Origin of the sequence: Actinomadura sp. 1N219 (genome assembly GCF_044326405.1) — a bacterium.
Lineage (GTDB): Bacteria > Actinomycetota > Actinomycetes > Streptosporangiales > Streptosporangiaceae > Spirillospora.
Window position 1 is genome coordinate 207855 of sequence record NZ_JBIRAY010000010.1, and the last position, 25426, is coordinate 233280.

Genomic DNA, 25426 nt, shown 5'->3' on the forward strand with positions numbered 1-25426 from the left:
CGGTGACCGAGTTCGAAACGGGGGCCGCGTTCGAAACGGGTGGCGCGTTCGAAACGGGGCCGCGTTTGAAACGGGGGCCGCGTTTGAAACGGGCTTGCGTGGCAAGTGCCCCGGTGGGTTCGGAGGCGGGCGGGTTCGGAGGCGGAGGGGAGGCGCGCCGGATGACGGCCGTGCGGGGAAGGGACGACACCAGCGTCGCCGACGCGCTCGCGCGGCACCGCAAGGGCACCAGGATCAGCGACGTCCTGGCGACGACCGACCACAAGATGGTCGGCTACCTGTACCTGACGACCTCGTTCGCGATGTTCCTGATCGCCGGGCTGATGGCGATGCTGATGCGGGCCGAGCTGATGGAGCCGGGCCGGCAGGTGATGAACAACCAGCAGTACAACGAGCTGTTCACCATCCACGGCACGATCATGATGCTGCTGTTCGCGACGCCGCTGTTCCTCGGGTTCGCGAACGTGATCGTCCCGCTGCAGATCGGCGCGCCGGACGTGGCGTTCCCGCGGCTGAACGCGCTGACCTACTACCTGTTCCTGTTCGGGGCGCTGATCGTCCTCGCCGGGTTCCTGATGCCGGGCGGCGCGGCGGCCTTCGGCTGGTTCGCCTACGCGCCGCTGACGTCGGAGACGTTCTCGCCCGGCCGCGGCGCCGACCTGTGGATCATGGGGCTGATCATCTCCGGGGTCGGCACGACGCTGACCGCGGTCAACCTGATCACCACGATCATCGGGATGCGCGCCCCCGGCATGGTGATGTTCCGGATGCCGATCTTCTGCTGGAACACGCTGCTCACCGGCCTGATGGTGATCATCGCGTTCCCGGTGCTCGCCGCGGCGCTGTTCGCGCTGGAGGCCGACCGCAGGCTCGGCGCGCACATCTACGACGGCGCGCACGGCGGCGGGCTGCTGTGGCAGCACCTGTTCTGGTTCTTCGGCCATCCCGAGGTCTACATCGTGGCGCTGCCGTTCTTCGGCATCATCACCGAGATCATCCCGGTGTTCGCGCGCAAGCCGCTGTTCGGCTACCTCGGCATGGTCGGCGCCACCATCGCGATCACCGGGCTTTCCATGACGGTGTGGGCGCACCACATGTTCGCCACGGGCCAGGTCCTGCTGCCGTTCTTCTCGATCACCTCGTTCATGATCGCCGTCCCGACCGGCATCAAGTTCTTCAACTGGGTCGGGACGCTGTGGAAGGGGCATCTGACGTTCGAGACGCCGATGCTGTTCGCGCTGGGGTTCCTGACGACGTTCCTGTTCGGCGGGCTGACCGGCGTGATCCTGGCGTCCCCGGCCATGGACTTCCACCTCACCGACTCGTTCTTCGTCATCGGGCACCTGCACTACGTCCTGTTCGGCACCGTCGTGTTCGCCATGTTCGGCGGGTTCTACTTCTGGTGGCCGAAGATGACCGGCCGGATGCTGGACGAGACCTGGGGCAAGATCCACTTCTGGTCGCTGTTCGCCGGCTTCCACACGACGTTCCTCGTCCAGCACTGGCTCGGCGCGGAGGGCATGCCGCGCCGCTACGCCGACTACCCCGACCAGTTCGCGACGCTGAACCTCATCTCGTCGGCCGGGTCCTTCGTGCTGGGGGCGTCGACGTTCGCGTTCCTGTGGAACGTGCTGCGCACCTGGCGGCGGGGCGAGAAGGTCGGCGTGGACGACCCGTGGGGCACCGGCGGCTCGCTGGAGTGGGCGACCTCCTGCCCGCCGCCGCGGCACAACTTCACGTCGATGCCGCGGATCCGCTCGATCCGTCCCGCGTTCGACCTGCGCTTCCCGCCGAAGGAGCCGCCCCAGGAGGCCGAGCCCGCGCTGCCCCCGCCCAAGGGCGCCTAGTCACGTCCAAGGGCGCCTAGTCACGTCCAAGGGCGCCTAGTCACGTCCAAGGGCGCCTAGTCACGTCCAAGGGCGCCTAGTCAGGCGTCAGTCGCCGTCCTTTTCCTGCCCGTTCTGGCGCAGGTCGCCCTGGCCGCCGCCGTGCGACTCGCTCTGGTAATTGAGGTAGAAGCGGTTGACGCGCGTCCGTACCTGCGTGCGGGCGCGGTCCGGGGTCGGCAGCGGGATGAGGTGATTCGGGTAGGGGGCGACGAATTCCCCCGGCTGCCGGGCCCGCAGGACGGCCTCGCGCTCGTCCGACGGCTGCTCGTGCCGCTCGTGGAAACCGCCGTCGGGGCTCAGCGAGATCAGCCCGCTCTCCACGCCCTCCTCGCGCTGCTGGAGGTCGCGGCGCTGCAGGCTCAGGCAGACCCGCCGGGCGACGGTGAACGCCAGCAGCGGCGCCACGAAGAAGCCCACGCGGAAGAACCAGGTCGTCCAGAACAGCGGGATGCCGAACACGTACGCGAGGACGTCGTTGCCGCCCGCCGCCCACAGGTTGCCGTACCAGGCGATGACCGCCGCGCCGATCGCGGTCCGGGTCGCGGCGTTCCGCGGACGGTCCAGGAGGTGGTGCAGGCGCTCGTCACCCGTCGCCCAGCGCTCCACGAACGGGTACATCGCGATGAGCGTGAGGAACACCCCGGGCAGGACGACGGAGGGCAGCAGCACGTTCCACGAGACCGTGTGCCCGAACAGGGTCGTCGACAGCGGCGGCATGATGCGCAGCGCGCCTTCGAGGAAGCCGACGTACCAGTCGGGCTGCGAGCCGACCGAGACCTGGTCCGGCTCGTACGGACCGTACAGCCATATCGGGTTGATCTGCGCGAACGCCGCCAACCCGGCCAGGACGCCGAACGTGTACAGGAAGTACGCGGCGCTCTGCACGGCGAAGTTCGGGAACGTCGGCTCGCCCGTCACCGCCCGCTCCCGGCGTCCCCGGCCCGGCCAGATCGTGTGCGTCTGATGCCAGAGGATCATCAGGTGCGCGGTGATGAGCGCGAGCAGCAGGCCCGGGACGAGCAGGATGTGGACGGTGAACAGCCGCGGCAGGAACGTCTCGCTCGCCGGGAACTCGCCGCCGAAGACCCACAGGCTCAGATACGTCCCGGCGACGGGGATCGACATCACGATGCCCTGCATGATCCGCAGGCCGGTGCCGGACAGGAGGTCGTCCGGCAGCGAGTAGCCCGCGAACCCCTCGGCCAGCGCCAGCGCGAACAGCGTCACGCCGATCAGCCAGTTGATCTCGCGGGGCTTGCGGAACGCGCCGGTGAAGAAGATCCGCATCAGGTGGACGGTGATCGCCGCGAGGAAGACGATCGCCCCCCAGTGGTGGATCTGCCGCATCAGCAGCCCGCCGCGCACGTCGAACGTGATGTGCAGCGTGGACGCGTACGCCTCGCTCATCGTGAGCCCGTTCAGCGGCGTGTACGAGCCGTCGTAGACGACCGGCGCGCCGCTCGGCTTGAAGAACAGCGTCAGGTACACGCCGGTGATGAGCAGGACGATGAACGAGTACAGCGCGATCTCGCCCAGCAGGAAGGACCAGTGCTTCGGGAACGCCTTCCGGAGGTTCCGCCGCATGAACTCCATGGAGCCGAGCCGGTCGTTGACGCCCCACGCGAGTCTCTCGGCCTTCCCTCCGGCCCGCCCGCCGCCCTTCCGACCCGCCATCGAGATTCTCCCCAGGCCGAGCACCGATTTTCGCAGGGCGGGTACCCGAGGCCGGATAGGGCAAACGCCGCGCGCGGCCGTCACGCCGGACTCCGGATCGGGCGTCAGGCGACGCGGCGGGGCGAGGGGCACGAGTTGAGGTGGTGGCGCATGTCGCGGACGTCGGTGCGCAGCCGCACGGCGGACCTGGGGTCCTGCTCCAGGCCGCCGAGACCGTCCTCGATCAGGCTCAGCTGCGCGGCCCGGAGCCGGGCGAGCAGCCGGCGCGGCTCCCCGGTCGGCACGTCCCACCGCTCCTTCCGGCGCCACTTGCGGTGGACGAGCACATGGCCCTCGCCCGGCACGAGGACGCCGCGGACCGTCTCGGCGTGGACCGTCCGCCGGAAATGCGACAGGTACCGCCGGCGCGCCAGCCGGTACGAGACGATCGCCGCGAGCAGGATCGGCAGGCCCTTCACCGGCAGCAGCGCCACCCCTTGCAGGACGGGCGCGTCCCACCAGGAGTGCAGCGCCATCGCCAGGACGAACGCGCCCGCCGCCATGGTCGCGCTCGTCCGGGACACCCGCCCGAACAGGCAGCCGAGCCCCGCCCCGCCGATCGCCGTCATCGCCCAGTGGCTCCACCACGCGCCGCCGATGACCCGGCTGCCGAACGAGAACAGCGCCGCGTTCACGTCCTGCGTCGCCCCCGTCAGGACGATCGTGTTCAGCACGTACAGGAAGTTCTCGGATATCTGGAAGCCGAGCCCGATGAGCGCGCCGTAGCCCCAGCCGTCCAGCGGGCCCCGGATCGCGGACGGCGCCATCAGCGCCAATGTCACCACGCCGAGCAGCTTCAGGATCTCCTCGTCCACCGGAGCGGCGATCGCTGCGCCCCACGCGGAGCTGAAGTCCGTGCCCGCCGTCTTCCCGAGGACCGCCTGGAAGGCCGTGTTCGCGGGCAATGCCAGCCCGAACGCGGCCAGCCCGCCCCACGCCACCGCGATCAGCGCGTACCCGAGCGGGTGCGACCGGACGGGATGCAGCCGCCGGAGCCCCCAGACGCCCGCCGCCAGCGCCGGTGCGAGGAGCGCGCCGCCGGCCACGGCGCCGACGGGGAACGCGCGGACGACGGAGTCCATCCCGCGCGCCGCGATCCACGTCCCGGCCACGCACACCGCTGCCCAGAGCCAGAACGCGGGCCTGCGGATCACGGCCCGGTCTCCGACGTCCAGGGCGCCGCGATCGTGAGGGTCCGCACCATCGCGTGGACCTCAGGGGCGACGCTCCGGAACGCGAGCGGGGGACCGGCCGCCGTCACCGTCGCGCCGAGCGTGTCGGTGGCGAAGACCGCCGCGGTGCCCGTCCGCTCCCGGCCGGTGATCGTCCCGGTGAGCCCGGTCAGCCCGTGCGCCGTCACGATCGGGACGGGCCGCGGCCCGAGCTGAGCGCGCCCGCCCACCGCGAGGATGCGGCCTAATCCGTCCCACAGGTCGCGCGCGTCGAACGGGGCCAGCGGGACGACGACGTTCAGGTTCACCACGACGTCCTCGCTGGTCAGCTCGGCATTGCCGGTGAGGGAGGTCTCGGCCTGGTCCAGCGCCCACCCGGCGTGCGGGACGGTCAGCGTGATCGGCCGGGCGCCGTCGCGGACCGTGCCGACCGACAGGACCGTCCCGGGCGCCAGGGGTTTGCCGCCGCTCCCGAGCGCCTTGTTCAGCAGGGGCAGCCCCGCGCAGAGGACCAGCAGCGTGAGCGCCACGAGACCCGTGCCCCACCATCTCACCCGCGTCACGCAGCCCCCCTGATGACCGGTCCAGCGGGGATGCCCCTTGACAAGGGCCCTAAACAGGTCAGGTCGGGCGGGACGCGGGCTCGCGGTCAGCGGTGCGCGGGTCGTCCGAGCTCAGGCGGCGTCGTGGAACACCAGGCCCAGGGTGTGGCGGCTTCCCGACCGGACGACGCTGACTCCGTGCCGCATCGGCGCCGCCGACCAGCCGCGCTTCGTCCGCACCGGACGGTCCCGCGTGGTGAAGACCAGCCCGTGGCCGCGGGGGAGCAGCGTCGCCGTGCCCCGCGACTGGGCGCGGGCCCGCTGCTCGACCATCATGAACTCCCCGCCGGTGTAGTCGACGCCCGGCTCGTCCAGGCCGATCACGACCTGGAGGGGGAACACAAGGTCGCCGTAAAGGTCGCGGTGCAGGGCGTTCCAGTCGTCCCGGCCGTAGCGCAGGAGTATCGGCGTCGGCCTCGTCTGGCCTGCCGCGTGGCACATGTCCAGCCATTCCGCGAGGGTGTCGGGCCAGGGCGCGGGCCGTCCGAGCCGGGCCGCCCATTCCCGCGCGATCGGCAGGAGGCGCGGATACAGCGCCGCGCGCAATTCGCCGACCGGCTCCGGGAACGGCTCGGCGAAATACCGGTACTGGCCTGCGCCGAACCGGTAACGCTCCATGTCGATCGTCGAACGGAACCGTTCCACGTCGTCGTAAAGGGCGGAGACCTCTCCGCACTCCTCCTTGGTCAACAGCGGAGGCGTCAGGGCGCTGCCGTAGGCGTCCATCTCGTCGGCGAGCGCCGTCCAGTCGCCCTCCGCGATCCTGTCCGCGTAAGTACTCATGTCCCTGGAACACCGCTGGGGCATGGAACGTTGCGGGGCCTCCGATACAGTTGCCGTCGCCCATGACAAGACCCATTGCTGAAACCGCCGTCGTCGCGAGGCTGCGCGCCGCGGGCTGCGTCTTCGCCGAGGACGAGGCGCGGCTGATCCTCGCCGCGGCCGCCACGCCGGACGACGCGTCCGCGATGGTGGAGCGGCGCGCCGCCGGGCTGCCGCTCGAACACGTCCTCGGCTGGGCCGAGTTCTGCGGCCTCCGGATCGCCGTCGACCCCGGCGTCTTCGTGCCCCGCCGCCGCACCGAGTTCCTCGTCCGGCAGGCCGCCGCGCTCGCTCCGCCGCGTCCCGTCATCGTCGACCTCTGCTGCGGCTCCGGCGCGCTGGGAGCCGCGCTAGCGTCCACCCTGCTGGCCGACGGCCAGGACGAGTTCGTCCTGCACGCCTCCGACATCGAGCCCGCGTCCGTGGGCTGTGCCCGCCGGAACGTCGAGCCGTTCGGCGGCCACGTCCACGAGGGCGACCTCTTCGCCCCGCTCCCGCCCGCGCTGCGCGGCGGGATCGACGTGCTGCTCGCCAACGTCCCCTACGTCCCGGCCGGCGAGCTGGCGCTGCTGCCCGCGGAGGCGCGGGTGCACGAGCCGCGCGTGGCGCTCGACGGCGGCGGGGACGGCCTCGACGTCCTGCGCCGCGTCACCGCCGAGGCGCCGGCCTGGCTCGCGCCGGGCGGACGGATCCTGTTCGAGACGAGCGAACGGCAGGCCCCGGACGCCGTCGAGGCCGTGGAACGGGCCGGACTCACCGCGACGGCGGCCGAATCCGCGGAATTCCCAGCGCTCGTCGTCATCGGAGCAAAGCCCGTGTAAAACGCCATGCTCGGGTATGGGCGCTATAGGACGACTTGAAGGAGTGAATCCTTATGCGCCGCATCAGTGCAGCGCTCAGCGCCATCATCGGAACCCTCGCGGGCGTTCTCAGCGCCGTGGCAGGCGCGGTCATCAGCATCGTGACGCTGCCGTTCAGGGTCCTCCAGCGGCTGCTGGCCCCGTCGCGCCGGCGTCCGATGCGCACCCGCCGCAGGGCCTACTGACGCCAACGGCGCCCTGCCGATCAACGATCGCCGCCCTGCCGATCGACGACCGCCGCACCGGGGCCTATGCGCTGGGTATGACCCCGGTGCGGTCCGGTCGCAAAAAGCGATTGCCGATGCGTGAGCCCATGCCGCACCATATGGGTAACGAGCCGAACGGACGAGCAGAGAAGGGAGCCGCCTGATGACCGGGATTCTCACCCAGCGTCTGCAGGGGTCTTCCGGTGCTCGGCCGCAGGGCGGTCGCAGCGTCTCGGTGAACGCCTCTGGATAGCCTTGATCAGGCTCCGCCAGAGGCCGCCAGGGAGACATCCCCGGCGGCTTTTTCATGCCCTTCAATCGTTTTCGTGCCGCACAGGTCGAATGGTGAGACACCAGGCTTCCACCCTGGCGAACCGGGTTCAATTCCCGGGTGCGGCTCTGGACTGGACCGGCGGGAGTAACGACCCCCGGCTGGTTCTCCCGTGCCCAGGCGGGCGGACGCCACCGCCCGCCGGCGGGCACCCATGCTGGATCATCCAACGGGCAGGATGCGTGACTCTGAATCACGACATGCAGGTTCAACTCCTGCTCCAGCAGCGCGTCTCGGGAATGGCGTCCCGGGCGATGACCGGTAGCTCAGTCGGGTAGAGCGGCTGTCTTACAAACAGCGGGTCGCAGGTTCGAGCCCTGTCCGGTCAACCGGCCACGGAAAAGGACGGTCCCGCCGACCCGGACGGGGGCCGGCGGGACCGTCCGCCTGGCGGTGTGATGCGCGTCGCCCGCCTCCGCCTTGACTCCGTGCCGCCGTCTCGCTTACTTTGGCGTTCAAATATTGGCCGTCAAAGTAATTGGCCGTCGTCGACGCGGCCGGGGACCCGCGGAGGACCGATGAACGACTATCCCGCCTATGCGCCGTCCAAGGATCACGAGCTGCTGCGGAGCACGGTGCGCGAGCTGGCCGACGCCAAGATCGCCCCGTTCGCGGCTGAGGTGGACGAGGAGTCCCGGTTCCCGCAGGAGGCCCTCGACGCGCTGGTGGCCGGCGACCTGCACGCGGTGCACGTCCCCGAGCAGTACGGCGGAGGGGGCGCGGACGCCCTGGCCACGGTGATCGTGATCGAGGAGGTCGCCCGCGCGTGCGCCTCGTCGTCGCTGATCCCGGCGGTGAACAAGCTGGGCACCGTCCCGATCCTGCTGTCCGGCGCCGAGGAGCTGAAGGCGAAGTACCTGGCGCCGGTGGCGCGCGGCGAGGCGATGTTCTCCTACGCGCTGTCGGAGGCCGAGGCCGGCTCGGACGCGGCGGGCATGAAGACCCGCGCGGTCCGCGACGGCGAGGCCTGGGTGCTGAACGGCACCAAGATGTGGATCACCAACGCGGGGGAGTCCGAGTACTACACGGTGATGGCGGTCACCGACCCGTCGCAGGGCGCCCGGGGCATCTCCGCGTTCGTCGTCGAGAAGAGCGACCCGGGCGTGTCCTTCGGGCCCAAGGAGCGCAAGCTCGGCATCAAGGGCTCCCCGACCCGCCAGGTGATCCTGGAGGACGTCCGCATCCCCGCCGACCGGATCATCGGCCCCGAGGGCAGCGGCTTCAAGACGGCGCTGGCCACCCTGGACCACACCCGCATCACCATCGCCGCCCAGGCCCTCGGCATCGCCCAGGGCGCGCTGGACTTCGCGCTCGGCTACGTCAAGGACCGCCGCCAGTTCGGCAAGCCCATCGCCGACTTCCAGGGCGTGCAGTTCATGCTGGCCGACATGGCCATGCGGCTCGAAGGCGCCCGCCAGCTCACCTACCACGCGGCGATCAAGTCCGAGCGGGCGATGCACGGCGAGAAGATCGCCGACCTGACGTTCGTCTCCTCGGCGTGCAAGACGCTCGCGTCCGACGTGGCGATGGACGTGACCACCGACGCCGTCCAGCTCCTGGGCGGCTACGGCTACACCCGCGAGTTCCCGGTGGAACGCATGATGCGCGACGCCAAGATCACCCAGATCTACGAGGGCACCAACCAGATCCAGCGCATGGTCATGGCCCGCCAACTCCTCAAGTAACCCGCTCCCGGCTCACCTGCCGATCCGCTCCTTTGACACCGCGGCGTTCCGCCGGCGCGCGGCGACGGCCAGCTGTTCCAGCAGCGGCGCGGTCCGGGCCCAGCCGAGGCACGCGTCGGTGATGCTCAGGTCGGGGCGCAGCGGTCGCGCGTCTGGGCGCTGCCTGCCGTCGGCGAGGTAGGACTCCAGCATCACCCCGGCGAGCGCCTGGTCGCCGCGCCCGATCCGGTCGGCGAGATCGGCGAGCACCACCGGCTGGCGGTTGTGGTCTTTGCCGCTGTTCCCGTGCGAGCAGTCCACCACGATCCGGCTGTGCAGCCCCGCCTCGGCGAGCGCGCTGACCGCCGCGGCGACCGACGCGGTGTCATGGTTGGGCACCGTGCCACCGCGCAGCACCAGGTGCACGGCCGGGTTCCCGTCGCTGCGCAGCGCGGTGACCCGGCCGTCCGTGCCGATGCCCGGGAACACGTGCGGCAGCCCGGCGGCGCGGATGGCGTCGATCGCCAGGTCGATCCGGCCGCCCAGGGTGTTCTTCATCCCCACCGGCATCGGCAGCCACGACGCGAGCTGGCGGTGCGGCGGGCTGGTCACCGTGCGCGCGCCGATCGCGGCCCAGCTGACCGTGTCCGCCACATGCGGCGCGAGAACCGGGTCGACGAACTCATAGGCGATCGGCAGCCCCGTGCGGGCGGCGTCGATCAGGAAGGCGCGTCCTGCCCGGATGCCGCCGGCGATGTCGCCCGCGCCGTCCAGCGTGGGATCGCGCAGCAGCCCCACCCAGCCCGCGACGGTACGCGGTTTCTCCAGATACGCGCGCAGGACGACGACGAGGTCGTCCGCGAACCGTGTGGCGGCGTCGGCGAGCCGGCGCGCGTAGTCCAGTGCGGCCACCGGGTCATGCACCGAACACGGCCCGACGATCACCAGTAGGCGCGGGTCGCGCCGGGCGAGCACGTCGGCGATGGTCTCGCGGTGCGCGGACACCGCCGTCCGCATCGCCGGGTCGAGCGGTGTGTCGGCGGTGACGTCGGCAGGCGTGGGGAACGAGTCGTGGTCAAGCATCCGTGGTGGTCCTCTTCTGTTCGTGATCCGCGTCACCGGCGCTCACCTGGCGCGGCAACGCGGACGCGGCGATGGCGGCGAGAGCGACGAGAGCCAGCACCCAGCAGAAGGCGTCGCCGAAGGCCGCCGCCTGGTCCGCGCGGGCGGTGATCCTCGCTTGCAGGACGACGGCGAGCACCGCCGTGCCGATTGAGCCGCCGAGCGTGCCGAGCAGGTTCAGCGCGACCGCCGCCCGCGGCAGCCGCGGCCGGCTCACCCGGCGGTAGACGATCGTCATGATCGGGGTGCTGATCATGGCCGCGCCCACCCCGCGCAGGAAGAGGGAACCGGCGACCACCACGTCCGGCACCCCGTGCCCGAGCTGGGTGAACGCGACCGTGCCGGCCGCGACCAGCGCCATCCCGCCGAGGACCAGCGTGCGCGGAGCCGTCGTGTCCACGACCCGGGTCACCAGCACGGTCCCGGCGGCCGCCCCGACCCCCTGCGGGGCGAGCAGTATTCCGGTCTGCCAGGCCGACAGTTCGCCGGGTCCCTGCAGATACAGCGGAAGCAGGAACATCGTGCCGAACACCGAAGCGCCCAACGCCAGCAGCGCCAGTGCCGCGACGCCGAACGGCGGCCGGATGAACAGGAGCGGGTCCACCAGGGGGGTGGCTTTGGTCCGGACGCCGTGCAGAGTGAATCCGGCGAGCATCGCCACGCCGGCCACCAGCGCCGCGACCACCTGCCATGCCGGGCTTCCGTGCGCGACCCTGGTCAATCCGAACACCAGCACGGCAAGGCCGGGGGACAGCAGTGCGGCGCCCCGCCAGTCGAACCGGGCACCGGTCGCCGTCGGCGGCACGGCGGGCACCAGCCGGGTCGCGAGCGCGAGCGCGATCACCCCGATCGGGACGTTGATCAGGAACAACCAGCGCCACCCCGCCGAGTGCAGCACCGCGCCGCCGACCAGCGGCCCCAGCACCGGGGACAGCAGCGGCAGCACCCCGACCACCGCGATCACCCGGCCGATCCGCTCGCGGCCGGCGACACCGGCCAGCAGCGCCTGCCCGGTCGGCGGCAGCAAGCCGCCCGCGAGCCCTTGCAGGACGCGGAAGACGACCAGGCTGGGCAGCGACCACGCCAGCCCGCACAGCAGCGACGCCACCAGGAACGCGGCGACCGCGACGAGCCAGGTGCGGCGTCCGCCGAACCGGTCGGCCAGCCAGCCGGACGCGGGCACCGCGGTGACCACGGCCAGCAGGTAGGCGGTGGTCACCCATTGGACGTCGGCGACCGGCGCGCCGAACCGGTCGGCGAACGCGGAGACCGCGACCGACACGATCGTGCTGTCCAGGGTGGCCATCACGGTGCCGAGCACCAGCACGAACGCGATCCGCCACACCTTCGCGTCGATCTCGCTCATCGGAGAAGTCCCTTGGCGTCGTCGTCGAACCGGTCGGGCAGGGTGCGCAGCACCGCCACGAGCCGGTCGGCGACCTCCCGCGCCTGCGCGCGGGTCAGCACGCCGCGCTGGTGGCCGAGCACACCGGACCACCCGCCGTCCGTGCGGGGCACTACGGTGACGGTCACCGGGTGGTGGGTGTGCTCGCGCACCGCGACGTCCGTGATGGTGAGCCCGGGCGCGGGTTCGCGCGGCCATTCGGGGGCCGGCGGGGAGTTCTCGAACACCACCACGCTGTCCACCACCGGGGCGATCCCGGTCAGTTCCGCCAGTTCGGTGAGTCCGATGTGCTGGTGCTCAAGCATGGCCTGCCGCCGGGCCTGCAGATCGGCGAGCACGGCGGCGACCGTTCCGGTCAGCCGGACGCGCACCGGGACCGTGTTGGCCAGCGGACCGATGATCTCCTCGACCCCGGGCGGGCCGGCGCCGCGCCCGGACACCATGACGCCGAACCGGACGTCCTCGCGCCCGGACCGGTCGGCCAGCACGGCGGCCCATGCGCCCTGCAGAGCGGTGTCCGCGGTGACGCCGTCGCGAGCGGCGGTCTCGGTCAGCCGGGCCACGGCGGCGGCGTCGAGGTCGAACAGCACCGGCTCGGCCGGGTCCACGCCGGTGACCCGGAAGTGCCCGCCGGCGGGCGCGTCGGCCAGTTCGGCCCGCCATGCCCGCAGGTCGCGCCCGTGGTCGCGGCCGGCGAGCCACCGCGAGTAGCGGGTGAACGGCACCGGCTCGGGCAGTGGCCCGCCGGCGTACAGCGCGAACAACTCGGTGGCGACGCGCGGCGCGGACCAGACGTCACAGAGCAGGTCGTGGACGGTCAGCACCACCTGGTGCCGCTCCGGCCCTTCGGGCACCACCGTGAGCCGCCACAGCGGGCCCGTCGACAGATCGAACCTGTCCGCGGTGAACTCGGCGCGGAAGTCCGGGCGCGGGTCGGCCGGAATGACCTGGAAGTCGTGCTCGGCGGGGAACACCGCGCCCAGGTTGGGGTGCCTGCGCAGCAGCGCGCCCGCGGCGGCCCGCAGCGCGGGCACGTCCAGCGGTCCGGCCACGGTGAACGCCACCCGCACCGGGTACGGGTCGGCCGCGCCGCGGGCCGGGCCCAGGATCAGCTCCTGCGATGGGGTCAGCGGCACGATCTCCCCGGCCTCGGGCAGCTCCCGGACCGCGGAGTCCATCTCCGCGCGCAGGTGGTCGCCCAGTTCGGCGATCTCGGTGTCGGAGAAGACCGCGGCGGGCCAGGTGAATCGGATCCGAAGCCGGTCGTCGACCATCGCGCTGACCATCAACCGGTACGGCAGCGGCATGCCGTCGGCGCCGCCGGACGCCGACCCCGGCGGCCCCGCGTGCGCCGGGCTTTGCCACGGCCCGCCGGTGGAAGGGCCGGACCGGCCGAGGTAGTTCCACCTGATCTCGGGGCGGCGGACCAGACCGTCGGGCACACCGAGGCCGTCGCCCGCGGCCCGCAGATGGTCGCGGACCCGGCGCAGCGCGTCGGCCGCCGACTTCCCGGAGGCGGTGATCCGGGCCGGATAGACCGCGGTGAACCAGCCGACCGTCTGCGCGAGGTCGGCCTCCGCCGGGCGGCCGTGGCCTTCCAGCGCCACCAGCAGGTCCGGCTCGCCGCCGCGCCAGGCGGCCACCGCGCGGGCCAGCGCGGTGAGCAGCACGGTGTCCGGCGTCGTGCGGTAGGCGGCGGGCAGCGTGGTCAGCAGCGCGTGGCTGGTGGCCGGGTCCATGGCCAGTGTGTGATGGCGGGCCGTGGCCACGGTGTCGCGCGCAGGGTCGGCGGGAACCGCCGACAGCGGCGTGACGGGTGCCTGTGCGACCCGCTGCCAGTGCGGCAGTTCGCCGGCGTGGTCGGCGGCCCGCAACGCGTGCGCCCAGCCGAGGAACGACTGCCCGTGCGGGACCAGTCGCCGCCCGGTCTCGTACGCCTGGCGCAGATCGTCGAGCAGGATCCGCCACGACACCGCGTCCACCACGAGGTGGTGCGCGACCAGCAGCAACGTGGCCGGCCGGTCCGGGCCCGCATCGAACACGACCGCGCGCAGCAGGGGACTGGCGTACGGGTCGATGGCCGCCCGCGCGGTGGCCAGCCGGTCGCCGACCGCCGCCGCCGGATCGTCGGTGCGCACCACGGTCAGTACGTCGTCGCCGGTGACCGTGCCGGGCTCGGGGATGCGCAGCACATCGTCGGCCAGGTACGCCCTCAGTACGTCGTGGCGGGCCAGCACCGCGTCCAGCGCGGCGCGCCAGCGAGCTTCGTCGCCGCCCGGCGGTACCGACACCTGCACCCACTGGCAGAACTGGGCGGCGGTGGCCCCCGCCATGCGCAGCAGGTCCCGCATGACCGGGGTCAGCGGCGCGTCGCCGACCGCCGGCGCGGCGGGCTCTTCCGCGGTGTCCGCGCGGTCCGCCCGGGCGGCGATCCCGGCGGCCGTCGCACCCTCGACCACGTCGCGGACGGAGACGGTGAAGCCGGTGCGCCGGATCATCGACGCCACCCGGAGGGACGCGATGCTGTCCCCGCCGTGCTCCAGGAACCCGTCGTCCGGGCCGAGGTCATCGGTGCCGAGCACGGTGCGCAACACCCGCAGCACCTCGGCCTCGGTCCCGGTCGCCGGTTCCCTGGCCGGTGCGCGGGTGCGCGGCGCGGGGTCGGGCAGCGCCGCGGTGTCCAGCTTGCCGCTCGGGCCGAGCGGCAGCCGGTCCAGCGGCACGTAGGCGGCCGGAACCATGTGATCGGGCAGCGTCGCGGCCAGGTGCGTGCGCAGCGCCACCGGGTCGTGTTCGGCGCCGTCCGCCGGGATCACGTAGGCGACCAGCCGGTCCGCGCGCAGCACGACCGCGCAGGCCCGCACCGACGGGTGCCGCCCGAGCACCGTCTCGATCTCGGGCAGCTCGATGCGGAACCCGCGCAGCTTGACCTGGTGGTCCGTGCGGCCGAGGAACACCAGGTTCCCATCGGGCCGCCAGCGCGCCAGATCGCCGGTGCGGTACATGCGTTCCCCCGGGGGGCCGAAGGGGTCGGCGACGAACCGCTCGGCGGTGGTCCCGGGGCGGCCGACGTAACCGCGCGCCAGCTTGGGTCCCGCGAGGTACAGCTCGCCGGTCACGCCGACCCCGGCCGGTTGCAGGCCGCCGTCCAGCACGTAGGCGCGCACCATCGGATCGGGCCGCCCGATCGGCAGCGGCCCGGGGTCGTCCGGCGCGTAGCGCCAGGTGACCGAGTTGATGGTGACCTCGGTGGGGCCGTACGCGTTGAACAGTGCGCGGCGGGCGCCCCAGCGGGCGGCCAGTGCCGGATCCAGGCGTTCCGCGCCGACGACGAAGAACACGTCCGCGCCGACGGTCGCGTCGTCGGGCATGGCCGCCAGGAACGACGGCAGCAGGTTCAGCCCGGTCACCCGGTGGCGGCGCGCGTAGTCGAGCAGCTCGCCGCCGGGCACCCGTACCTCCTCGGGCGCGATCACCGAGGTTCCGCCGGACAGCAACGGGAGCATGAACTGCCAGAACGCCACGTCGAAACTGGTCGAGGCGAAGTGCAGGTAGCGCTCGCCGGAGCCGATGCCGACCACGTCCTCCTGCAACGCCACCAGGCTGGGCACGCCGCGGTGCGGCACCGCGACGCCCTTGGGCCTGCCGGTGGTGCCGGACGTGTAGATCACGTAGGCCAGCGAGTCGTCCGTGACGTCGCGGCGCGCGGCGACCGGGTCCGCGTCCCACGTGGCCGGACCGGTGAGGTCGGCCGGATCGACGGTGGGCAGCCCCTCGACGTCCGACCCGGACACCGCGGCGGCCGGCCCGATGTCGGCGATCATGTAGGCCAGCCGGTCCGCCGGGTACTCCGGGTCCATCGGCACGTACACGGCCCCGGCCTTGAGGACGCCGAACAGCGCGACGACCAGCTCGACGTCGCGGTCCAGCAGTACCGCGACGGGGTCCTGCGGCCGCACCCCGGCGGCAAGCAGTGCGTTGGCCAGCCGGTTGGCGGCGCGGTCCAGTTCGGCGTAGCCGAGCGAGCGGTCCCGGCACACCACGGCTTCGGCGTCCGGGGTGCGCCGCACCCACGTGCCGAACTCCTCGAGCGCACCGCCCGCCGGCCTGCCCGGTTCCGGGCCGACTCCGAACCGCAGCACCTCGGCGCGTTCGCCGGCGTCGAGCATCGGCAGCGCCGCCGCCGGGCGATCCGGATCGGCGACCAGCTCGTGCAGGAGCGTCAGCAGCCAGCGGCCGTACCCGCGCACCGTCGCCTCGTCGAACGCGTGCCGCTGGTAGCCGAGCCCGATGGTGAACTCCTCGCCGGGCAGCACCATCACGGTCAGCGGGTAGTGCGTCGCGTCGGCGATGTCCACACCGGTCTGCTCGATGCCCGGTGCGACGGTCTCGCGGTGGCGGCTGGAGAGCGGGAAGTTCTCCATCACCAGCATGGTGTCGAACAGGTCACCGAGCCCGGTCGCGCGCTGTACGTCGGGAAGCCCGACGTGGTGGTGTTCGGTCAGTGCGGTGGATTCCGCGTGCACCCGGTCCAGCACGGCGGCGGCGGTCTCGCCCGGCGCGGCCCGCACCCGCACCACGACCGTGTTGCCGAGCTGGCCGACCATCCGCGCCACCTCGGGCACGTCGGCCGGGCGGCCGGACACCGGGCAGCCGAACACCACGTCCCGCCGACCGGTCAGCCTGCCGAGCAGCAGCCCCCACACGGTGTTGAACACCGCGGCCGGGGTGACCCCGCGGTCGCGGGCGAACGCGAGCAGCCGGGCGGTGAACTCGGCGCCGAGCGGGACCGCGATCCGCTCCGGTCGCCGCACGGCGGACTTCGCGGCGGCCGGGGCCAGGTGGGTGCCGGACTCCAGCCCGGCCAGCGCGTCCCGCCAGGCCGCGAGACCCGCCTCGTGGTCGCGGGAGGCCAGCACCCGGTGGTAGTCGGCCAACGGTGGCGCCACCGGGGCGGCGGGGCCGCCGCTCAGCTCGTGGTAGACGGCGAGGAGGGTGCGGCCGACCAGCGGCATCGACCAGCCGTCGAGCAGCGCGTGGTGGATGGTGATCACCAGCCGGTGCTCGTCCGGGCCGAGTGCGCACAGCAGGAACCGGATCAGCGGCGGCGTTCCCGGGTCGAACGGGCGCCGGTGCTCGGCCCGGCAGTGCTCGGCGAACTCCTCCGGCCGCGCTGTCACGGCCTGGAAGTCCAGCCTCACCTGCGCGGGTATCACCTGGACCACCGCGCCGGACGCGGTGGTCTCCAGGTACGCCCGCAACGCGGGATGGGTGCGCAGCAGCCGCGTGGCGGCCGCCCGCATCCGCTCCGGGTCGAGGGTGCCGCGCAGGTGGCTGACCGCCTGGACCACGTAGACGTCGGCGTCGGTGTCGTCGCGGACCGCGGTGTGGAACGCGAGCCCGGCCTGCAACGCGGTGGCGGGCAGCACCTCGGCCGCGGGGCCGTCCAGGTCGACCCGTGCGGCATGCTCGGTGAAGGCGGCCAGCGCGGTGCGCCACGCCTCGACCAGCGCCTCGACCGCGGTCGCGGGCAGCACCCGGCCCGCCGCCGTCCACTCCACCGCGAGCAGCGGGCGGTCGGCCTCGCGTACGAAGCAGTTCACCGCGAGCACCTGCTCCAGTGCTTTGGCCTCGGATTCGCACACCGAGAACGGGTTCTCGCCGGCCGGGCGCCAGCCGGGTACAGGCGCGAACCGGCCCAGGTAGTTGAGCAGCACGTCCGGTGGCGGCCCGGTCAGCTCCACGCCCCGGACCTCGGGGTCGAGGTGGCGCAGGACGCCGTAGCCGAGACCGTCGCCCGGCACGGCGCCGCCGGCGGTCATCGCCGCGCGCAGCAGCCGCCCGGCGGCCGGTCCACCGGCCAGCGCGTCGGTCAGATCCGCGTCGGCGCGGACGGCGTCGGCGGGCACTCGCACCGGGTGCTCCGCGGTGAACCAGCCGACCGTGCGGGCGACGTCGTGCTCGCCCTCGCGCCCGTGCCGTTCCACCGTGACCGTCTCGGCGTCCACGCCGCCCCCGCGCCACAACCGCAGCGCGAGGACGAGTACGGCCAGCAGTACGTCGTCCACCCCCGCGCGGTACGCGGCGGGCAGAGCGGTGAGCAGGGCGGCGGTCGTATCGGCCGAGGCCACGTCGGTGGTCTCGATGGCCGTGGCCACGGTGTCGAGGCGCTGGTCCAGCCCGCGCCCGCCGAGGTGCGCCTGGCGCAGCGCGGTCCGCCAGTGCGGCAGCTCGCCGCGCCGGGCGCCCGCTGTGCCCTGTTCGGCCAGCCGTAGCGCGTGGGCCCGCCACGAGGTGGTGACCCGGGTCGGCGGCTCACCTGCGCACGCCGCGCGAAGGTCCGGCAGCAGCACCCGCCACGAGACGCCGTCGATCGCCAGGTGGTGCACCACGACCAGCAATCGGCCGCGCAGCGCGGCCACCCGGACCAGGTCGCCCGCGACCGGGTCGAGCTCGCCCGCCAGCCGGCGCGCGAGGACGTCCGCCGGTTCGTCGGCCGAGGCGGCCTCGGTGACGACCGCGGTGACGGAGCCGGGCGGCGGCACGGTCAGCGGGTCGATCCGCAGGCGAAGCGCGTCATGGTGGTCGAGCAGGGTCTGCACGGCCGCGCGAAGCCGGTCCAGCGGCACGTCCTGGTCCGGCTCGACCACGGTCCACTGCGCGTACCCGGCGATGGCCGCGCGGTCCGGGTTGCCGTCCAGCAGCACCCGCACGATCGGCGGTGCCGGGACGTCGCCGAGCGGCTCGTCGGGCTCGCCGGTCCCCTGGCCGGCGCGCAGCGGCCGGACCACGGCCGCGAGGGACGCGAAGTCGCGGCGGGCCAGCAGGTCGCGCGGGCGCAGGTCGAAGCCGTGTTCGCGCAGCCTGCCGCTCACCCCGATCGCGGTGATGCTGTCGCCGCCGAGGACGAAGAAGTCGTCGTCCACGCCGACCTCGGGCACGTCCAGCACCTCGCCGATCACCGTGCACAGCACTCTCTCCGGCTCCGTGGCCGGTGACCGGCCGCTGCCGGTGCGGGAAGGCTCGGGCAACGCCCCGCGGTCCAGCTTGCCGTTCGGGGTGACCGGCAGCGACGCCAGCACCGCCACCGCCGAGGGCACCAGGTGCTCGGGCAACCGTTCGGCGAGCCATGACCTCGCCGCGTCGCCGTCGACGTCGCCGACCACGTAACCGACCAACCGGGTGCCGCGCACGGCCGCCGCGGCCGCGCGGGCGCCGGGGACCGCGCCGAGTGCCGCCTCCACCTCGCCCAGCTCGATCCGGTGGCCGCGCACCTTCACCTGGTCGTCGCGCCTGCCGAGGTATTCCAGTTCCCGCTGCCAGCGGACCAGGTCGCCGGTGCGGTACATGCGGTCGCCGGGGGCGCCGAACGGGTCCGCGACGAACCGCTCCGCGGTGCGGCCGGTCCGGCCGAGGTAGCCGAGCGCCAGGTGCGGTCCGGCCAGGTAGAGTTCGCCGACCGCGCCCGGCGGCACCGGGCGCAACGCGTCGTCCAGCACGTAGGCACGGGTGCCGGGCACCGCGGTCCCGATCACCGGCGCCGGTCCCGTGACCGGTGCGCTCGCGGCGTCCACCGTGGCCTCGGTGGGGCCGTACATGTTGACGGCGGGCACCCCCGAGTCGCGCACCCGCCGCCACAGCGCGGGCGGGGTCGCCTCGCCGCCGAGGACCAGCAGGACCGGGCGCCGCGCGCCGTCGAGCAGGCCGCGGTCCGCCAGCGGAGCGGCCATGGACGGCGTGGTGTCCACGACGTCGATGCGGTCCCGCGCGAACGCGGCCAGCAGGGCGTCGGCGTCACGTGCGGTGTCGCTGTCGTAAAGGTGCAGTTCGTGCCCGCACAGCAGCCATGTGAGCTGGTCGAGCGCGGAGTCGAAGGCGAACGGGTACGTGTGCGCGACACGCAGCCGCCGGCCGGCCGCGCGCTCGGCTCCGGCGATCGTGGTCGCCCGCTGCCGGTGGACCAGTTCGGCGAGCGCGCGCGCGGGGACCAGCACCCCTTTGGGCCGCCCGGTCGACCCGGACGTGAAGATCAGGTAACCGCCGTCGCCCGGCCGTCGATCCGGGACGGGTTCCGGAGCCGATCCGGGGTGGCCCTCGGCGAGGTCGTCGGGGGTCAGGACGAGCACGGCGCCGGACTCGGCCACCAGCTCGCGGGTCCGCCGCGCCGGCTGGTCCACGTCCAAGGGCAGGAACACCGCCCCGGCGTCGAGCACCGCGAGCAGCGCCACCACGAACTCCACCGAACGCGGCAGCTCCAGCGCGACCACGTCGTTCGCGCCGACGCCCCGCGCGCGCAGCCGCCGCGCCAGCCGATGCACCCGGTCGGCGAGTTCCCCCGCGGTGACCCGCCGCTCCCCGTGCACCAGCACCGTCCGTCCGCCGGGCAGGGCGTCGAGCAGGTCCGGGACCGGAGCCGGCCGCCCGGGGACCGCCGGGGTCGTCCAGCTGCCGAGCAGCGCCGCCCGCGCGTCGGCGGGCACCAGGTCCGCGGTGCCGACGGTGGGCTCGTCCGGCCCGGTCAGCGCGTCGAGCAGCGTCAGCAACCCGGTGAGCCGCGCGTCGACCCCCGCCTGGTCGTGGGTCCGGGCGTCCACCTCGAACCCCAGGGAGAGTCCTCCGCTCCCGGTCGGGAGCACGCTCAGCCCCAGGTCCTCCGGCGGGCCACCGGCGATGTTGCGCATGTCGCCGGAGCTTCCGGCGAAGTCCAGCGTGAGGTCGAACGCCTTCAGGTTGATGCCCCGGCCGTGCAGCAACGCCCCGGCGCCCGGCACCGCGAGGTCCCGCGGCAGGTTCTCGCCCCGGTAACGCTGGTGCGCCCGCATCTCCCGCAACGCCACGGCCACCTGCGCGGTCAGCTCCGGGAGCGTGTCGGTCTTGTGCACTCGCACCCGCAGCGGCAGCACGTTCACTGTCATGGCCGGGGTGCGCAGCGCCCTGCCGAACCGGCACATCAACGGCATCGCGAGCACCATGTCGTCGTGGCCGAGCACCCGGTGCAGGAACGCGATGTAACCCGCGATCAGCACTTCGCCCCAGGTCGACCCGATCCGCTCGGCGTAGGTCTTCAACTCGGCCAGCCGCTCCGCGGACAGCACCGTGCCGGCCGCCACGGTTCGCTCCGGTGGGCCCGAGGCGTGGCCGGTGTCGCCGAGGTCGGGCAGCGGAGTGAACCGGTCCGTCCAGTACGCCCGGTCCTCGGTGAGCTGGTCGCTCACCTGGTAGTCGGAGTCCGCGGCGACCAGGTCGGCGAACGCGGCGAACGGGCACGGCGGCGCCGGTTCACCGCGTACCAGGGCCGTGTAGTGCGCGGCGACACGGCGGTTCAGCATGGCCGCGGTGTAGCCGTCGATCACCAGGTGGTGGCTGAGCTGGACGTACCAGACCTCGGTGTCGGACAGGCGGAGCACGGTGTGGCCGGACAGCGGCCGGTCCACCATCCCCCGGCACTCGTCGGCCGCCTGCCAGCGCAACTCGTCGACGCGCGCCCGCGCCGCGGCGGGTGGGTCCGCCTCGGCGCGCAGGTCCATCACCCGGGGCGCGGGCACCGCGTCGGCGGACACCGTCTGGCGCGGACCGTCCGGGGTGTCGCGGACCCGCAGCCGCAGGCTCTCCGCCTCCTCGGTGGTCGCCCGGATCGCCTTGGTCAGCGCGGGCACGTGGACGGGTTCGCGGCCGGTGATCTCCACCACGTCACCGACCACGTAGTACGGCGAGTCCGGTTCCAGCCGCTGAGCGTGCCAGATGCCCAGCTGCGCGCCGGTCAGGGGCAGGTCGGTCATGCGATGCTCCCTCGATCCACGGTGGGAACGACCATCGGCGTGCCGGTCACCGGGTCCGGCACGACCAGGCACGGCAGGTCGAACACCTCTTTGATCAGCGCGGCGTCCACGATGTCGGCGGGTGCGCCCTCGGCGACCACCGCGCCGTTCCTCATGGCGATCACGTGGTCGGCGAACCGGCAGGCCTGGTTGACGTCGTGCAGCACCGCGATCACCGTGCGGCCCTCGTCGCGCAGCCGGCTCAGCAGCGCCAGCAGCTGGTACTGGTGCGTGATGTCCAGGAACGAGGTCGGTTCGTCCAGCAGCAGGTACGGGGTCCGCTGGGCGAGCGCCATGGCCACCCAGACGCGCTGCCGCTGCCCACCGGACAGCTCCTGCACGAGGCGCTCGGCGAGGTCGGTGATCCGGGCCGCGGCCATCGCCCCGGTCACCGCCTCTTGGTCCGCCTCGGACCACCCGCTGAGCAGCGACTGGTGCGGGTACCGGCCCCGCGCGACGAGCTGGCGCACCCGGATGTCGTCGGGCGCCGAGGGCTCCTGCGGCAGGAACGCCACCGACCGGGCGAACCGCTTGGCCGCGATGGCGCCGATGTCGGCGCCGTCGAAGGTCACCGTGCCCTCCGCGGGCCGCAGCAGCCGCACGAGCGCGCGCAGCATGGTCGACTTTCCGCACGCGTTCGGGCCGACGACCGCGGTGAGCGCGCCGTCCGGGACGTCGACCGAGAGCCGGGTGGACACCACCCGGTCGCCGTAGCGGAGGGCCAGGTCCCGTGCGGTGAGGCGGCTGGTCATCCGCTCCGCACCTCCTTGCTGAGAAGCCAGATCAGATAACAACCGCCGATGGCGGTGGTGACGACGCCGACCGGCAGTGATACCGGCGAGAGCAGCAGCTGGGCGATCAGGTCGGCCGACTGCAGCAGCACCGCGCCGGTCAGCGCCGCCGGCAGCAGGCCGATGCCGGAGGTGCGGGCGAGGCGCCGCCCGATCTGCGGCGCGGCCAGCGCGACGAACACGATCGGCCCGGCGGCGGCGGTCACGGTGGCCGTGCAGCCGACCCCGATCACCACCAGCTGCACCTGCAGCGACTCCGTCCGCACGCCCGTTCCGACCGCGACCTCGGTGCCCAGCGCCGCCTGGTGCAGCGCCGGCGCCCGGGTCACCAGCGCGGCGAGGAGCACCGCGATGACGCAGAACGGGATGCGTACCTGCTCCCAGCCGAGCCCGTTGAGCGAGCCGGCGCTCCAGCCGACGGCGGCGATCGCCACCTCGAGTTCGGTGCGCAGCACGATCCACGAGTTGACCGCGGTGAGCATGGCGTTGACCGCGATGCCGATCACGATCAGCCGCAGCCCGGAGACCCCGCCGCGCATCGCGAGCAGGTAAACCAGGGCCGCGGCGGCGAGACCGCCCAGCACGGAACCGGCGGTCAGCCGGGCGGGCGTGCCGGACAGGACGGTGATGGCGACCAGCGCGCCTGTGTAGGCGCCCGCGTCGAGGCCGATCACGTCCGGGCTGCCCAGCGGGTTGCGGGTGACGTTCTGGAAGACGGCGCCCGCGGTGCCGAGCGCCGCGCCGAACACCACGGCGGCGAGCACCCTCGGCAGCTGCCACTCGCGGATCATCACGTTCGGGCCGCCGCGCTGCCCGCTCAGCGCGGCGAACACCCGCGCGGGGCTGGTCCAGCCGTCGCCGTAGCACAGCGCGGTGAGCCCGAGCGCGAGCAGCAGCACCAGCATCACGGCCGTGAACACCAGCGTCCGGCGTTCCACCAGGGCTGAGAAGCGGCCCCGGCGCAGCACCAGGGCGGTTCCGGTCGCGCTCACGGTTGTGCCACCCCATACCGCCGTACCGCCCAGATCAGGGCGGGTCCGCCGAGGAAGGCCGTGACGATGGCCACCGGCACCTCACCGGTGGTCAGCAGCACCCGGGCGGCGGTGTCGGCGGCCAGCAGCAGGACCGGGCCGAGGACGGCGGCGAACCCGATCAGCCACGGCACCGAGCCGTCCGCGGCCCGGCGCACCAGGTGCGGCACGATCAGGCCGACGAACAGGATGGGACCGGCGATCGCGGTCGCCGCCCCCGCCAAGGCGGTGATCAGCACCAACGTGACCAGCCGGACCCGCGTCACGTTCACGCCGAGGGTGTGCGCCACCGCCTCGCCCAGTGCGACGGCCGCGAGCTGGCGGCTCAGCAGCAGCGCCGCGGCCACCGCGACCGCGATCACCAGCAGCGGCACCGTGTTCGGTGCCTGCTCCCGGCCGGCCAGCGAACCGATCGACCAGAACCGGTACTTGTCGAACACGGTCGGCGAGATCAGCCGCATGCCCAGCGTGAGACCGGTCAGCACGGAGCTGAGAGCCATTCCGGCCAGCAGCATGCGCAGCGGTGAACGCCGGCCCACCGCGGCGACCAGCGCGGCCGCCGCCACCGCGCCGACCACGGCCGCCAGCAGTTCGCCGAGCGCGTTCACGGTGAGCCCGAGGCCGGACCCGACGCTGATCGCGAACCCGGCGCCCGAGGTGACGCCCAGCACCCCCGGTTCGCCGAGCGGGTTGCGCGACAGCACCTGCACCAGCACCCCGGACACGGCGAGCGCGGCACCGACCCCGATGGCCAGCACCCCTCTCGGCAGCCGGATGTCGCGGACCAGGGCGACGTCGTTCGGGTCCCCGCTCCCGGACAGCGCGCGCAGTGCCGTGGCCGGCCCGGTGAAGTGCGCGCCCACTCCAACGCTGACCACCATGACCGTGGCCAGCGCGACGAGCCCGGCGAGCAGCAGAAGCGGCCGCCGCGCACCCCACGTTGACCCGGTGCTGTCGGCAGCTGTCGCCGTGGCGGTCATTTCAGCAGGGGCGCGAAGGCCTTGTCAGCCGCGTCGAGCGTCATCTCCGCCTCCCGGTAGGTCGCGGCTTCGGTGTATCGCAGCGGGAAGACCTTGCCCGCCTTGACCGCGGGCAGGTTCTTCCACAGCGGCGAGTCCAGGACGGACTGCACCGGGGGCGGCACCGAGCCGTCCGCCTTGAGCGAATAGGTGATCGCGTCGGCCTCCGCGAAGGCGTCGGGCAGCTCCTCGATCGACGGGTACTCGCTGACGGACCTGGAGCCCTTGCCCTCGACCTTGACCGCGCCGTAGTAGTTGGCGCCCATGTCCTGCGTCACGTTGGTGCCCCACGAACCGTGGAACTCGCGCTGGAAGGTGCCCTTGGCGACCTCACCGTAGGCGCCGACGTGCCCGAGCTTCAGCTTGGGCAGTACGGACTTGTACTTCTCGGCCAGCTGCTTGGCCTTCAGCTCGTACGCGGTCCGGGTGGCGTCGAAGCCCTTGAGCGCGCCCGCGGCGTCGGCCTGCCTGCGGGACAGTTCCCGCCACGCCTTGGGCACCGACGGGCCGAGCGTCACGACCGGTGCGATGGACTCCAGGCGCTTCATGTTGATGTCGGCGAGCGCCGGCTTCGGCACCCCGATGACGATCAGATCAGGGTCCGCCTTCGCGATCGCGTTGTAGTTGGTCTCCGCGGCGGACTCACCGGCGACCTTGGAGATCTCGTCGTACCGCTCGCGTTCCGCGGCGCCCATCATCGGCAGGCCGCGTTGCCAGGTGGAGACGCCCACCAGCGGGGCGCCCGAGTCGAGCAGCGCGGGCACCGCGTAACCGGTGGCCACCACCCGCTTCGGCTTCGCCGGGATGGTGATGGTGCCGTTGTCGGCGACGAACTTCCTGGTGGGTCCGGCGTCGCCGCCGGTGCCGGCGTCACTGGAGCCGCAACCGGCGGCCAGCGCGGCCGCGAGCGCCACGGCGCCCACGATACGGAACCGGGCGGAGGGGCTCCGGGTGGAGACGGGCATGGCTCTTCCTTGGGAG

General features: G+C 73.1%; 15 protein-coding genes and 3 tRNA genes. 7 read left to right on the plus strand and 11 right to left on the minus strand.

The window, feature by feature from the left end; translation table 11 throughout:
- Positions 1–161 precede the first annotated feature (161 nt).
- Complete coding sequence (gene ctaD, locus ACH35V_RS28190; protein WP_395976659.1) at positions 162–1847, plus strand: cytochrome c oxidase subunit I; 1686 nt, start codon at positions 162–164, stop codon at positions 1845–1847.
- Between the two features lie 87 nt (positions 1848–1934).
- Here the strand turns inward: ctaD and ACH35V_RS28195 are convergent, their stop codons facing one another.
- From ACH35V_RS28195 to ACH35V_RS28210, 4 genes are all read right to left on the minus strand, one after another.
- The gene (locus ACH35V_RS28195) at positions 1935–3563 is read right to left on the minus strand and encodes a cytochrome bc complex cytochrome b subunit (protein WP_395976661.1); all 1629 of its coding nucleotides are present in this window, start codon (positions 3561–3563) and stop codon (positions 1935–1937) included.
- A 104-nt stretch (positions 3564–3667) separates the two neighbouring features.
- Positions 3668–4756 carry a PrsW family intramembrane metalloprotease gene (locus tag ACH35V_RS28200; RefSeq protein WP_395976663.1) on the minus strand — a complete coding sequence of 363 codons (1089 nt, stop codon included), beginning with the start codon at positions 4754–4756 and terminating at the stop codon, positions 3668–3670.
- Positions 4753–5337, minus strand: a complete 585-nt coding sequence (locus ACH35V_RS28205) for a hypothetical protein (protein ID WP_395976665.1) — start codon at positions 5335–5337, stop codon at positions 4753–4755. Before ACH35V_RS28205 ends, ACH35V_RS28200 begins: the two co-directional genes overlap by 4 nt.
- 111 nt (positions 5338–5448) lie before the next feature.
- Complete coding sequence (locus ACH35V_RS28210) at positions 5449–6159, minus strand: 2OG-Fe(II) oxygenase (RefSeq protein ID WP_395976667.1); 711 nt, start codon at positions 6157–6159, stop codon at positions 5449–5451.
- Positions 6160–6221: 62 nt separating this feature from the next.
- On the opposite strand from ACH35V_RS28210, the gene ACH35V_RS28215 reads away from it, so the two are divergent.
- From ACH35V_RS28215 to ACH35V_RS28240, 6 genes are all read left to right on the plus strand, one after another.
- Positions 6222–7019: a putative protein N(5)-glutamine methyltransferase gene (locus ACH35V_RS28215; RefSeq protein ID WP_395976669.1), complete on the plus strand. Its 798-nt coding sequence runs from the start codon at positions 6222–6224 to the stop codon at positions 7017–7019.
- Between the two features lie 53 nt (positions 7020–7072).
- Complete coding sequence (locus ACH35V_RS28220; RefSeq protein WP_395976671.1) at positions 7073–7243, plus strand: LPFR motif small protein; 171 nt, start codon at positions 7073–7075, stop codon at positions 7241–7243.
- 349 nt (positions 7244–7592) lie between these two features.
- Positions 7593–7663: transfer RNA gene (locus ACH35V_RS28225), tRNA-Gly, on the plus strand.
- Between the two features lie 87 nt (positions 7664–7750).
- Positions 7751–7822: transfer RNA gene (locus ACH35V_RS28230), tRNA-Gln, on the plus strand.
- Between the two features lie 28 nt (positions 7823–7850).
- Positions 7851–7924, plus strand: a tRNA-Val gene (locus ACH35V_RS28235).
- A 189-nt stretch (positions 7925–8113) separates the two neighbouring features.
- Positions 8114–9280, plus strand: coding sequence for an acyl-CoA dehydrogenase family protein (locus tag ACH35V_RS28240; protein ID WP_395976673.1), 1167 nt, complete (start codon positions 8114–8116; stop codon positions 9278–9280).
- Positions 9281–9292: 12 nt separating this feature from the next.
- Here the strand turns inward: ACH35V_RS28240 and ACH35V_RS28245 are convergent, their stop codons facing one another.
- From ACH35V_RS28245 to ACH35V_RS28275, 7 genes are read right to left on the minus strand one after another with little or no spacing between them, the layout of a single operon-like run.
- On the minus strand, positions 9293–10342 hold the full coding sequence (locus ACH35V_RS28245) for a 3-deoxy-7-phosphoheptulonate synthase (RefSeq protein ID WP_395976675.1): 1050 nt from the start codon (positions 10340–10342) through the stop codon (positions 9293–9295).
- Positions 10335–11747 carry an MDR family MFS transporter gene (locus tag ACH35V_RS28250; RefSeq protein ID WP_395976677.1) on the minus strand — a complete coding sequence of 471 codons (1413 nt, stop codon included), beginning with the start codon at positions 11745–11747 and terminating at the stop codon, positions 10335–10337. Before ACH35V_RS28250 ends, ACH35V_RS28245 begins: the two co-directional genes overlap by 8 nt.
- Positions 11744–21565, minus strand: a complete 9822-nt coding sequence (locus ACH35V_RS28255; RefSeq protein ID WP_395976679.1) for an amino acid adenylation domain-containing protein — start codon at positions 21563–21565, stop codon at positions 11744–11746. The genes ACH35V_RS28250 and ACH35V_RS28255 overlap by 4 nt, the downstream gene beginning before the upstream one ends.
- On the minus strand, positions 21562–22356 hold the full coding sequence (locus tag ACH35V_RS28260; RefSeq protein ID WP_395976681.1) for an ABC transporter ATP-binding protein: 795 nt from the start codon (positions 22354–22356) through the stop codon (positions 21562–21564). The genes ACH35V_RS28255 and ACH35V_RS28260 overlap by 4 nt, the downstream gene beginning before the upstream one ends.
- Complete coding sequence (locus tag ACH35V_RS28265; protein ID WP_395976683.1) at positions 22353–23387, minus strand: FecCD family ABC transporter permease; 1035 nt, start codon at positions 23385–23387, stop codon at positions 22353–22355. Before ACH35V_RS28265 ends, ACH35V_RS28260 begins: the two co-directional genes overlap by 4 nt.
- On the minus strand, positions 23384–24406 hold the full coding sequence (locus tag ACH35V_RS28270; protein ID WP_395976685.1) for a FecCD family ABC transporter permease: 1023 nt from the start codon (positions 24404–24406) through the stop codon (positions 23384–23386). Before ACH35V_RS28270 ends, ACH35V_RS28265 begins: the two co-directional genes overlap by 4 nt.
- Positions 24403–25410, minus strand: coding sequence for an ABC transporter substrate-binding protein (locus tag ACH35V_RS28275; protein WP_395976687.1), 1008 nt, complete (start codon positions 25408–25410; stop codon positions 24403–24405). The genes ACH35V_RS28270 and ACH35V_RS28275 overlap by 4 nt, the downstream gene beginning before the upstream one ends.
- Positions 25411–25426: the final 16 nt, after the last annotated feature.